At 71.8% G+C, this 11,979-nt stretch carries 11 protein-coding genes; 5 read left to right on the top strand and 6 right to left on the bottom strand.

Annotated features, from left to right (window positions below; genetic code table 11):
• The first annotated feature begins 28 nt into the window (after window positions 1–28).
• Complete coding sequence (locus CUC05_RS18360; RefSeq protein WP_108667579.1) at window positions 29–1,408, top strand: cytochrome b; 1,380 nt, start codon at window positions 29–31, stop codon at window positions 1,406–1,408.
• A 36-nt stretch (window positions 1,409–1,444) separates the two neighbouring features.
• Here CUC05_RS18360 and CUC05_RS18355 read toward each other — a convergent pair whose 3' ends face one another.
• Entirely contained in the window at window positions 1,445–1,813 is a 369-nt protein-coding gene (locus tag CUC05_RS18355; protein WP_157965734.1) for a hypothetical protein, read from the bottom strand.
• A gap of 55 nt (window positions 1,814–1,868) precedes the next feature.
• On the opposite strand from CUC05_RS18355, the gene CUC05_RS24830 reads away from it, so the two are divergent.
• On the top strand, window positions 1,869–3,137 hold the full coding sequence (locus CUC05_RS24830) for a hypothetical protein (RefSeq protein WP_157965733.1): 1,269 nt from the start codon (window positions 1,869–1,871) through the stop codon (window positions 3,135–3,137).
• 38 nt (window positions 3,138–3,175) lie between these two features.
• Window positions 3,176–3,658: a methyltransferase family protein gene (locus CUC05_RS18350; RefSeq protein WP_157965732.1), complete on the top strand. Its 483-nt coding sequence runs from the start codon at window positions 3,176–3,178 to the stop codon at window positions 3,656–3,658.
• Between the two features lie 27 nt (window positions 3,659–3,685).
• Here the strand turns inward: CUC05_RS18350 and CUC05_RS18345 are convergent, their stop codons facing one another.
• The 5 genes from CUC05_RS18345 to CUC05_RS18325 all read right to left on the bottom strand — a co-directional run bounded on the left by CUC05_RS18345 (window position 3,686) and on the right by CUC05_RS18325 (window position 9,674).
• Window positions 3,686–4,375 (bottom strand): hypothetical protein, encoded by a 690-nt coding sequence (locus CUC05_RS18345; RefSeq protein WP_108667576.1) that lies wholly within the window; start codon window positions 4,373–4,375, stop codon window positions 3,686–3,688.
• A 14-nt stretch (window positions 4,376–4,389) separates the two neighbouring features.
• Window positions 4,390–5,523 (bottom strand): glycosyltransferase, encoded by a 1,134-nt coding sequence (locus CUC05_RS18340; RefSeq protein ID WP_108667575.1) that lies wholly within the window; start codon window positions 5,521–5,523, stop codon window positions 4,390–4,392.
• 8 nt (window positions 5,524–5,531) lie between these two features.
• The gene (locus CUC05_RS18335) at window positions 5,532–6,680 is read right to left on the bottom strand and encodes a glycosyltransferase family 4 protein (protein ID WP_108667574.1); all 1,149 of its coding nucleotides are present in this window, start codon (window positions 6,678–6,680) and stop codon (window positions 5,532–5,534) included.
• Window positions 6,681–6,945: 265 nt separating this feature from the next.
• On the bottom strand, window positions 6,946–9,147 hold the full coding sequence (locus CUC05_RS18330; RefSeq protein ID WP_108667573.1) for a transglycosylase domain-containing protein: 2,202 nt from the start codon (window positions 9,145–9,147) through the stop codon (window positions 6,946–6,948).
• A gap of 89 nt (window positions 9,148–9,236) precedes the next feature.
• The gene (locus tag CUC05_RS18325) at window positions 9,237–9,674 is read right to left on the bottom strand and encodes a DUF5318 family protein (protein WP_157965731.1); all 438 of its coding nucleotides are present in this window, start codon (window positions 9,672–9,674) and stop codon (window positions 9,237–9,239) included.
• Window positions 9,675–10,055: 381 nt separating this feature from the next.
• Here CUC05_RS18325 and CUC05_RS18320 point away from each other — a divergent pair, with 381 nt between their 5' ends.
• Window positions 10,056–10,760, top strand: a complete 705-nt coding sequence (locus CUC05_RS18320) for a PadR family transcriptional regulator (protein ID WP_157965730.1) — start codon at window positions 10,056–10,058, stop codon at window positions 10,758–10,760.
• On the top strand, window positions 10,757–11,899 hold the full coding sequence (locus CUC05_RS18315) for an inositol-3-phosphate synthase (RefSeq protein ID WP_108667570.1): 1,143 nt from the start codon (window positions 10,757–10,759) through the stop codon (window positions 11,897–11,899). Before CUC05_RS18320 ends, CUC05_RS18315 begins: the two co-directional genes overlap by 4 nt.
• Window positions 11,900–11,979: the final 80 nt, after the last annotated feature.

The following is an 11,979-nucleotide window of genomic DNA, read 5'->3' as shown; positions in this document are numbered from 1 at the left end:
CCCCCACCCCCGCAGGAGGTCTCCGGCCATGACGCCGTTGTTCAGCGCGCTGCTCGACGCCCTCGACCGGCGCATGCACCTGTCCGGCCCGACGAAGAAGGCCGCCAACAAGGTCTTCCCCGCCAACTGGTCGTTCCTGCTGGGCGAGGTGGCGATGATCTCCTTCGCCGTCCTGGTCCTGACGGGGATCTTCCTCACCCTGTTCTTCCGCCCGGCGGTGGACCCGGTCGCCTACACCGGCTCCAACGAGTTCTTCGCCGGTGTGGAGCTGCCGGCGGCGTTCGAGTCCGTCGTCCGGCTGTCCAGCGACGTCCCGGGCGGGCTGCTGATGCGGCGCATCCATCGGGCGGCCAGCCACCTGTTCATCGCCTCGATGATCCTCCACATGCTGCGGATCCTGCTGACGGGTGCGTTCCGCAAGCCCCGCGAGGTCAACTACTACGTCGGCATCGGCCTGCTGACGATGGTGCTGGGGGAGGGGTTCCTGGGCTACTCGCTGCCCTACGACTCGCTGGCCGGCACCGGCATCCGGGTCATGTACTCCATCATCCTGTCGATCCCCTTCGTCGGCGAGAACGTCGCCTTCTGGGTCTTTGGCGGTGAGTTCCCCGGCGAGGCGATCATCCCACGCTTCTACGCCCTGCACGTGTTCGTGCTGCCCCTCCTGCTCGCAGGCCTCATCGCCGCGCACGTCTTCATCCTCGTCCGCCAGAAGCACACGCAGATGCCCCGTCCCGACGTCGACGGGCACTCCTACGTCGTCGGCAAGCCGCTGTGGCCGGGCCAGGCGGCGGAGTCGACCACGCTGGTGCTGTGGATCGGCGGGCTGCTCGCCCTGTCGGCCACGATCATCCCCTGGAGCGATGTCGAGCTGCTCGGCCCCTACCTGCCGGGCGAGGTCGGCAACAACGCCCAGCCCGACTGGTTCCTGTTCTGGACCGACGGCCTGCTGCGAGCGATCCCGGCGTTCGAGCTCGACATCCTCGGCACGACGATCAACAGCCTGTTCGTCGCCGGCGCGCTGATCCCCGGCATCCTGTTCGGCCTGCTGTTCGCCTACCCGACGCTGGAGCGCAAGGTCTACGGCCTGAAGGGGGAGTGGCACGTGCTGACCAACCCCCTGGACATCCCGCTGCGCGCGGCCATGGTCATGGGGACGTTCTCCTTCGTGCTGCTCGCCTCGGCGAACGCGACCAACGACATCATCAGCCGGATGGTCGGCATCCCCATCGAGGACCTGGTCTTCGCCTTCCGTGTCGCGATGGTCTTCGGCCCGCCGCTGCTGGCCTACCTCGCCTACGCCTACGCCCGCCGTCGGCTGCGTGCCGTCGGCACGGACGTGGCGCGGACCGAGGAGGAGGCCGAGAGCCGCTTCCAGTACGTGGGCGTCGGCGACCCCGCCGAGTAGCTCGACGGGCGTCGGCGCCGGTACCCCCGCCGGGGCTCAGCGCGTCGGCGTCCGCACCACGTGACCGGCGAGGTCCGCCAGGACCCGACCGGTGCGGACGATGGTCGTCGGCCCGGACGGCAGCTCGAGCTCGTCGTCGGGATGCCACACGACCGCGACGACCGGACCCGTGTGCCCGGCCGCGCGGAGGTCGTGGAGGGTCGGGTCGCCGGGGGCATGGGTGCAGACGACCACGAGGTCGGCCAGCAGCGTCGTGGTCGGCTGCGGGGTGCCGGTCGGGTCGTCAGCGGCCCACGCAACGGCGACCGACAGCCCCTCGGTGCGGAGGTGCTCGGCGAGCACGTGGACCACGCCGGCGTACCGACCGAGCACCGCCACCCCTGGTCCGTCGGCTCGCTGCTCCATCGTCAGGCGGAGGGTAGCGACCTCGGCACGGTGCGACCTTGGCATGATCGGCGTCGTGTCGTCTCCCCGAGCCCCCTCCACCCGTGCGTCGTGGTCGGTGTGGCTCGGGCTGGGGCTGGTGCTGGCCGCGGGGACCGCGGTGAAGGTCGGCTGTGCGTCGGGAGGCCTGGTCGGCAGCGAGGTCGGGCTGCCGGGGTGTTACAGCGACGTCGTCGCGATCGCGCAGGCACGTGGGCTGGTGGGCGACCCGACACCGTACGTCGAGGTGCTGACGGAGTACCCGCCCCTGACGACCGTGCAGTGGTGGCTGGCGATGGCCTGGTCGTCCTCGGTGACGGGCTTCCTGGGGGTGACCGCCGCGGTGGCCGTGGCGGCCACCGCAGTGTCGCTCCGGCTGCTCGGCCGGCTGGGGACGTCGGACCGGCGGGTGTGGCTGTGGGTTGCGTCGCCGACCGTGGTGGTGGCCACGCTGATCAGCTGGGACCCGGTGCCGGTGGCGTTGATGCTCGGGGCGCTGGCGCTGCACCGGTCCGGGAAGGATGTCGGTGCCTGCGTGCTCGCGGCGTTGGGCGGGCTGGCCAAGCTGTTCCCGCTCGTCCTCGTCCCGCTCGTCGTGTGGGCGGCGTGGTCGCGCGGACGGCGGGACGTGGCGATCCGTGGAGGGGCAGCGGCGGTGGCCGTGGTCACGGTCGGGATGGGACTGGCCACCTGGTGGGGCGGGGCCGAGGCGTGGGCGTTCGTACGGCTGAACGGCGAGCGTGCGGCTGACTGGGACACCGCGTGGTTCGCGCTCAACGTCGTGCTGGACCGCCTCGGTGCCGGGGTGGTACCGGTCGGGGCCACCAACGTCCTGGTGGCCGTGGCGACGCTGCTGGGCTGGGCGGTCGTGGTGTGGCGGGGGCGATCGCTGCCCGCGGGCGAGCGGTGGCGCCTGGCCCTCCCCCTCCTCGTCTGGTTCGTCCTGGCCGGCAAGGTCTACTCGCCCCAGTTCAGCCTGTGGCTGCTGCCGCTGATGGTCCTCGCGACGGCGGATCGTGCCCATCATCGCGAGGAGGCGATGCAGGCCCCGATCGCGCCGACCGGTGGGGCCGTTGACAGGCCCAACCCGACGACGCGGGCACACGTGCCCACCGTCCCCACGTGGCTGGTCGTCGCGTTCGTGGTCGCCGACGGCGCCGTGCTGCTGACCCGCTTCCCGTTCCTCGCCGGGCTGCAGGGCGCCACCCCCTCCCTCCCCTACGAGGTGTTCGCCGCCGCGCTGGCCGCACGGGCGCTGGCCCTGACCGGGGTGCTGGCGACGTCCATCCCCTCCGCCCGCAGGTGAAGCGCCTCGACGCCCATGGAGTTGCTACGTTCCAGCCCGTGCGTCGCCTTCGCCAGCTCAGCGGATCCGACCTCGCTTGGCTCGCCGGGCAGGGGGTGCTGTTCCTGGTCGCCTTCGTCCTCGTGCCCCGGGCGGACGGCGGGCCCGGTCGGGTGCAGGTCGCCGGGTCGCGGGCCGTCGGGACGACCGTGTTCGGCCTCGGTGTCGCGCTCGGCCTGACCTCGTTCGTGGCCCTCGGACGCCAGCTCGTCCCGCAGCCCACCCCGATCGAGGACGGTGAGCTGGTCGACCGCGGTCCCTACGGCGTCGTTCGCCATCCCATCTACACCGCCGTCCTGCTGATGATCGTCGGTGGCCTCGCACGGACCCCGAGCGCCACGGGTGCCGCCGTCGCCCTCGCCTCCGCGGCGTTCTTCGACCGCAAGTCCGCCCACGAGGAACGGCTGCTGGCCGCGGCCTACCCCGACTACGCCGGTTACCGCGCGCGGGTTCGCTGGGCGCTGCTGCCGGGCGTGCGCTGACGGGTTCGCCGATCAGGACCCCACGTGTCAGGCCTCGATGTGGGGAAGCCGGGTCCAGCCGTCGGCGGCGTCCACCGGCCGGACGACGGTGACCCGGTCGACCGGCGACCCGGCCAACCACGACATCGTGTGGTTGCGCTGGCGGTGCACGACCCGGGCACCCATCCGCTCGAGCGCCCGCACCCGCCCGGGCTTGCCGATCGGCACGTTGACCTCGCCGAAGTACCCCGGCAGGCCCGCGCCGCCGACCACGCGGTCGGCGTGGTCGGCGAGGTGGAAGCCGGCCACCGCGCCCCGCCGTGCCCCCTCGACGTTGAAGTGGAAGTGGGCGGGCATCGGTGGCGGCGTTCCACGTGTCACCGACACGACCCCGTCCAGCAGGCGCCGTCGCGAGAACGCCGCCGCGGTGCCCGTCGGTGCGGTCGCGAGGGTGCGCATCGCCCTCGTGGCCCACGCCATGGCCGGGCGCCTGACCCATCGTTCGTGGTCGGCGTGGTCCAGCGCGACCAGGGCGTAGCCGACGACCCGGCCGTCCTCGAGGTACACCCCGGACGCGGTCCCGTCGACGGTCAGGTAGTAGTCGAGGCACATGGCGGTGTAGGCGTCCAGGTCGCGACGCGGGAGGGACAGGGGGGACCCCAGCGCGGCGGTGGCCACGAACAGCTGTCGGACGGCGTCGGCGTCGCGGGGCTCGAGCGGTCGCACCCCGCTGGTCACCGCGGGCACGACGGTCAGTCCCGCGGCGAGTGCTGCGGTGCAGCCGACAGGCCGTGCAGGCCCAGCATGGCGTCGATGGCGGCCTGCCACGGATACCGCTCGGCCTCCGCTCGCGCCGCGGCCCGGGCCACTTCGCCGTTCTCCAGCAGCTCCATGGCGGCCGTCGCCATGGCCGGTCCGTGGTTGTAGGCCGGCATGCCGAAGGGAGGCCGGAGCAGCTCGGCGATCGCGCCGAAGCGCGACGACACGACCGGGGTGCCCGAGGCCATCGCCTCCAGCGCCGCCAGCCCGAACGTCTCGATGGGGCCAGGGCAGATCGCCACGTCGGCCGCCGCCAGCAGCTCGGCCACGTGGTCACGGCCCTGCAGGTGGCCGAGGAACGTCACCGGCAGCCCCTCGGCGGATCGGCGGAGCCGGCGATCGCTCTTGCCGGTCCCGGCGACGACGAGCCGTGCATTGACCCCTCGGGCCCGGAGGGCCTGCAGCGTGGTGATCGCGCTGTCGGGCCGCTTCTCCGGCGACAGGCGGCAGACCATGACCATCAGCACATCGGCGTCGCCGAGCAGCCGCCGGCGCAGCACGGCGCTCCGACGGTCCGGGTGGAAGCGGTCCAGGTCCACGCCCCAGCTGACGACCTCGCTGTTGTCGACGCCGGCGCGCCGGAACTCCTGGGCGGCCCAGGCCGACGGGGACACCACGGTGTGGAACCGTGCCGCCACGGCCGCGTTGTCCCGGCGGGCGATCATGCCCGGCCGCACGACCCACGGGACGTACATGCCGACCAGGCGGTCGAGCCGTTCGTGGATGACCGCCATGGCCGGCACGTCGTTGCGGCTTGCCCAGTCCCCGACGGCTCGCAGCGTGAACCGGTCGTTGACCTCCAGGCGGTCGGGCTGGAGGTCCTCCAGCGTCCGGTGGACGGTGCGGATGTCGACGATCATCCGGTAGCCGCCGGACCGCGGGATCCTGGGCGCCCCGACCCGGACGACCAGGCCGTCCTCGGTTCGTTCGGTGTGGTCCCTCGGGCCGGGGATGACGAGCACGGACTCGTGGCCGGCGGCCTCGTAGCCGTTGCGGAGCCGTGCGAGTGTGGTGCGGATCCCACCCGAGGTGGGCGAGACGAAGTTGGCGATCTGGACGATGCGCACGGATCCCCCTACAGGCCGACGACGGACGGAACCGGCGGCGCCATCGCGTCCTCCGGGGTGAAGCCGACCATCGCCTGGGCGTAGTGGCCGACGAGCTGTTCGGTCAGCGCGGCCCAGGTCCGACCGCGCACGCCCGGGCGGGTGCGGGCGGCCATGCGGTCGCGGCCGACCCGGTCGGTGGACAGCTGGGCGACCGCACGACGCAGGGCCCGACGGTCATCGGGGCGGTACAGCAGCCCGTTGCTGCCGTGCCGGATCAGGTCCAGCGGGCCCCCCACGGCCGGGCCCACGACGGGGACGCCGCTGGACAGCGCCTCCTGGATGGTCTGGCAGAACGTCTCGTGCGCCCCGGTGTGGACGAAGACGTCGAGGGACGCGAACAGCGTGGACAGCTCGACGCCCCCCTTGTAGCCGGTGAAGTGGGCGCGTGGCAGCTCGCGCTGCAGGGCGTCGCGGTCCGGACCGTCGCCCACGACCACCAGCCGCACGCCGGGCAGGCCCTTGAGGGCACGGAGGAGCGACACGTTCTTCTCGGGTGCCAGGCGACCGACGTAGCCGACGAGCATCTCGCCGTTCGGTGCCAGCCGGGCGCGCAGGGCCTCGTCGCGACGGCAGGGGTGGAACCGGTCGGCGTCGACACCGCGCCCCCAGATGCGGACCCGGGGGACGCCGTTGCGCCGGAGGTCCCACGCCGCCGCGCTGGACGGGGCGAGGGTCACCTCGGCCATGGAGTGGATGCGCCGCAGCCACCGCCAGGCCAGGCCCTCGGCGGCACCCACCCGGTAGTGGCGCGCGAAGCGGGGGAAGTCGGTCTGGTACAGCGCCACGGAGGGCACGCCCAGGCGACGGGCGGCCGACAACCCCCACGCGCCCAGCGCCACCGGCCCGCCGATGTGCATCACGTCGGGCGCGAACGCGGCAAGGTCGGCGTAGGTCCGGGTGGTCGGCATGCCGACGGGGATGGCCTGGTACCCCGGCAGCGGCACGGCCGCCGTGCGGATCACCCGGGAGTCGGAGAACCGATCGGGGCCCTTGCCCGGGGCGACGATCAGCACCTCGTGCCCTGCGATCTCCAGTTCCTCGGTCACCCGGGCCACGGAGTTGCTGACTCCGTTCACGGTGGGCAGGAAGCTCTCGGTGACGATGGCGACACGCATGTGGCGATGCTCCGGGCTGTTGGGGCACGCCGGGCGATCCCTAGGTTACGGCGCGGCCAACAGCTCGCGAACGACCGACCCGACAGGGTGGGGCGGGTCGTCGCCCCCGCCTCCGGGGAAGGAGACGGGGGCGTCCGGACACCGATCTGACGGGGGATGGATCGGATCCGCTGACGACCACGCGGAGAGACGGGGATGACCCCGCGAGATCAGCGCTGAGTACATCCCATACGACAGACGGTAGTCAAGGGGTCGGTCGGTCGGTTCAGCTCGACCGGCCTGCCGGACCGTCCGTCGTCCCGTCGGTCTCGGCGCCATCGGCCGTCCCGGTCCGCCCGGTCCCGCCGCTGCCGTCGGCGGCGGTCGGGGCCGGCGCCGGCTCGGGCGGGTCGGTGGGTTCGGGCGGCTGGGTCGGCTCGGGCCGTGTCGACGACGGGGTCGGACGCGGTTCGGTCGGCAGCGGCGCGGGCGTGGCCGACGGCGTCGGGACCCTCGTCGGGGCCGGGATCGGCGTCTCGGTCTCGCTGTCGGTCTCGGTCGGCGTCGCCGACTCGGTCGGGGTGGCCGACTCGGTGGCCGTCGGGGTCGGGGTGGCCGTCGCCGTCTCGGTCGGCTCGACCACCGAGTCCTCCGGCGCACGGCCGGACGGCGTCGGGAACTCCATCACGTCCAGCCCCTCGTGGACCGCCCCCATGAAGCTCGCGAACGTCCGGGCCGGCAGGCCGCCACCGGTCTCGTTGCCGGGCAGGGTCGCGCGGTTGTCGCGGTTGCCCATCCACACGACGGTGGCGACCTGCGGGGTGTAGCCGGCGAACCACGCGTCGCCGTAGTCCTGGGTGGTTCCGGTCTTGCCGGCGACGGGGCGACCGATGGCAGCTGCCTGGGCGGTGCCGTTGGTGATCACACCTCGGAGCACGTCGGTCAGGATCGCGGCGTCGTCCTCGCCCATCACGCGTTCCCCACCGACGTCGGCGCGGTACAGCACGTCCTCGCCGCGGCGGATCTCCTGGATGGCATGGACGTCGTTGCGGACGCCCTCCGCAGCGAACGTGCCGTAGATGCCTGCCATGGTCAGCGGGGACGTCTCGGTCGTGCCCAGCACGAGGGAGGGGTTGGCGGGGTGCGCACCCGGGCGGCCGGTCAGCGTGTCGGCCATCGCCGCGATCCGCTCGGGACCGAGCTCGACGGCCATCTCGGCGTACGCGGTGTTGCTGGACCGCCACGTCGCCTGGCGCAGCGACAGGGTGCCGAGGTCGCTGCCGCCGTAGTTGGAGACCGTCCAGTCGTTGCCGGCGTCGGCGCCGGGGAGGGTCACGCTGCTGGGTGCGCGGAAGGGCTCCTCCGCCGAGCGGCCGTCGGCCAGCCACGCGGCCAGGGCGACGGGCTTGAACGTCGACCCGGGCTGCCGGCTGGCGAGGGCCAGGTTGAACTGGTCGTTGGTGTAGTCGCTGCCGCCGACGAGGGCCAGCACACCGGCGGTCGTGGGATCCACGGCGACGATCGCGCCGGATGCCTCGATGCCGCTGAAGGCCTCCGCATGGGCACGCTCGGCATGCCGCTGCACGCCGAGGTTGAGGGTGGTCGTGACCGTCAGGCCGGCACCGTCGGCGAAGCCGAGGCTCTCCAGCTCGCGACGGACGACGTCGGTGAACCACGGCGCGTCGTCGCGGGCGGCGCTGCGCCGCGGGTTGGTCGGCGGTTGCTGGGACAGCAGCGCGTCGCGTTCGGCGGCGGGGAGGGTGCCCCGGTCGACCATGCGACCGAGCACGTAGCGGTAGCGGGCGTGCGACGCGGCGTTGTCCACCAGCGGGTCGTAGATCGACGGTGCGGGCAGCACGCCGGCGAGGACGGCGGACTGCGCCAGCGTCAGGTCGATGGCGTCGACCCCGTAGTAGGCCTGGGCGGCCGCCTGGATCCCGTAGGCCCCTCGACCGAAGTACACGGCGTTGAGGTACATCACCAGGATCTCGTCCTTGGTGTGGGTTCGCTCGAGCTTGAGGGCCAGCGCCGCCTCGGTCAGCTTGCGCCAGACGGTCTGGGCGTTGTCGCCCGACGCGACCTTGATGTACTGCTGGGTGATCGTCGACCCGCCCTGGCTGACCTCGCCGGAGCGGACGTTGGCCCACACGGCCCGGAGGACGCTGACCGGGTCGATGCCGATGTGGTCGTAGAAGTCGCCGTCCTCCGCTGCCAGCACCGCGTCGATGGTGTGCTGGGGGATCTGCTCGAGCGTGATGTCGCGCTGCAGGAACTCGCTCGTCAGCTGCGTGAACTCGGTGCCGCTGGAGTCCAGCAGCACCGCGGGAGCGCCCGGCTGGGGCGGCAGCGGCAGGGAGACGAACAGGACGGCGAGCAGCGCGGCCAGGGCCAGGACGGCCACGAGGGCGGGGAAGCCGGCCAGCCACCACAGCCACCGCGGCACGCGGCGACGGCGGCCGCCGCGCATGGGGGGAAGGTCGTCGGTCACCCGCCGATTGTCACATCATCCCGAGGCCACGCAGCGCAGCGGCATGGCCCCTCGGCCATCTGCGCCCGACCGCGGCACGCGACTCGGGCTCAGCCGCCGCCCTCGAGCCGAGCGGCCAGGTCGCGACCCGGACGGTGGTCGGTGCCGTGCAGCTCGGCGGTGACGAGGTGGCTCCAGGCGCAGACCAAGCAGCACTCGACCCGGTAGGCCGTGAAGCTCGGGTACTTCTCCGCGAGGACCCGCAGCTCCTCGTCGTCCCACACCACGTGGCCCTGTCGCTGCCGCAGCGACGAGCCGTAGACGTAGGTGACCTCGCGCAGGGTGGTCTCGGCGTCGATCGGGACGTCGGCCCGGTCGTCGGCCATGCGGCAGATCGGACACGTCCGTGCCGTCTCGGTCCCGATGTTGCGTGCGGCACGCAGCAGCTCGGGGTGCGCATCGCAGACGTCCTGCACACCGACCAGCCCTCGGGTCACCTGGCGCACCAGCGCGCGCTTGGCCATCCGGTAGTCGATGCGTCCCTGCATGGTCATCCAAGTGTGCCAGAGGCCCGCAACGGCGGGGCCGTCCGACCCTCCCGATGCCTGACGCGAGGTGTCGCGGTGGGGCCGAGGGGGATGTCGCGGGGGTGTCGCCCGTCCGTACCGGTGGTGAGTTCTTGACGACGTATCGCCGCGATGTATCGTGGGGACTATCGAGGTGATATATCGCCGCGATACATGGCCGTCATGGTGCCCCTCCACTGGTTCGATCCACGTGGAACGTGGTGTCCACGCGGCCGACAGCAGCCCCGCACGTCCCCCGTGCGGGGCCTGTCCGTGCACTGCCCGGACCACCCACGGCCGGCAGCCGGACCACACGACAGCGATACACCCGATCAGGAACAGCGACACGGAAGGAGGCGACTGATGCTCGAGCTTGCGGTACTCGGCCTGCTCAAGGAACGAGCCATGCACGGTTACGAGCTCAAGCGCCAGCTGGGGCAGCGCCTCGGCTTCTTCTGGACGGTCTCCTTCGGGTCGCTGTACCCCACGCTGAAGAAGCTGGAGTCCAAGGGTGTGGTCGAACGGGTCCCCGACACCGACGGACGCTCGCGGCGTCGGCAGGTGTACCGGATCACCGAGGTCGGCGAAGCCGAGTTCCTCGAGCTGATCGGCCAGGGATCCACGAGCGCGTGGGAAGAAGAGAAGTTCCCCCTGCGTTTCGCGTTCTTCCGGTACCTCAACACCGAGACCCGCGTCTGGTTGCTCCAGCGGCGTCGCGACTACCTCGAGGACCGGCTGCTGCAGGGCCGCACGGCCTTCAACCGCGCCCGCCGCGGTCGCGCGGACCCCTACACGCTGTCCCTGATGCGCCATGGCATCGAGACCACCGAGCACGACCTCAAGTGGATCGAGGAGCTGCTGACCGCCGAGGCCAACCCCGGCCGGCCAGACGATTCCCACGAGTACTTCCACGACGACTACGACCTGCCCGACGAGGACCGGCCCACCGGCCCCGACCCGGCAGCCCAGCCAGATCCCGACCCCGACCCAGAACCCCCCGCCAGCGTGGCGGACACCTCCGAGCCGCACACGTCGCCCACCCCAGCCACCCAGGAGTCATCCAGATGAGCGCAGCAAAGAACAGCCAGGTACACGAAGGAAAGGTCCGCGTTGCCATCGTGGGCGTTGGCAACTGCGCCAGCTCCCTCGTGCAGGGCGTGACCTACTACGCCGACGTCGACCCCAACGACAAGGTCCCGGGCCTCATGCACCCGGAGCTCGCCGGGTACCACGTCGGTGACATCGAGTTCGTCGCCGCCTTCGACGTCGACGCCAAGAAGGTCGGTCGCGACCTCTCCGAGGCGATCGTTGCCGAGCCGAACAACACCATCAAGTTCGCTGACGTCGCCCCGACCGGCGTGACCGTCCTGCGCGGCCCGACCCACGACGGCTTCGGCGAGTACTACGCCATGGTCGCCGAGGAGTCCGACGAGCCCGTCGTCGACGTCACCCAGGAGCTGCGCGACTCCAACGCCGACGTGCTGGTCTGCTACCTGCCCGTGGGCTCGGAGAAGGCTGCCAAGTTCTACGCCCAGTGCGCCATCGACGCCGGTGTCGGCTTCGTCAACGCCCTGCCGGTCTTCATCGCCACCAACCCGGAGTGGGCGCAGAAGTTCGCCGACGCCGGCGTGCCGATCATCGGTGACGACATCAAGTCCCAGGTCGGTGCCACCATCACCCACCGCCTGCTGACCAAGCTGTTCGAGGACCGCGGCGTCGCCATCGACCGCACCTACCAGCTGAACTTCGGCGGGAACATGGACTTCATGAACATGCTGGAGCGCTCGCGCCTGGCATCCAAGAAGATCTCCAAGACCCAGTCGGTGACCTCCCAGATGGTCGACGGCATCCCCGCGGAGAACATCCACATCGGCCCGTCGGACCACGTGCCGTGGCTCGAGGACCGCAAGTGGGCCTACATCCGCATGGAGGGCCGCAACTTCGGTGACGTCCCCCTCAACGCCGAGCTCAAGCTCGAGGTCTGGGACTCCCCGAACTCCGCCGGTGTCGTCATCGACGCCGTGCGCTGCATCAAGGTCGCGCTCGAGCGCGGCATCGGCGGCCCGCTGCTGGGCCCGTCGAGCTACTTCATGAAGTCCCCGCCCGTGCAGTACTCCGACGCCGTCTGCCATCAGATGGTCGAGGAGTTCATCGCCGGCTCGTTCAGTGACGACGAGATCCCCACGGCGGCCAACTCCGAGGCGTAGCACCACTCCTCACGAAACCCCGACGTCCTCGTGACGTCGGGGTTTCGTCCTGTTCAGGGGCCATCACGTCGGTCTAGCAT

This window comes from Euzebya rosea (assembly GCF_003073135.1).
Taxonomy (GTDB): domain Bacteria; phylum Actinomycetota; class Nitriliruptoria; order Euzebyales; family Euzebyaceae; genus Euzebya; species Euzebya rosea.
This window is presented reverse-complemented; position numbering and strand designations above follow the sequence as displayed.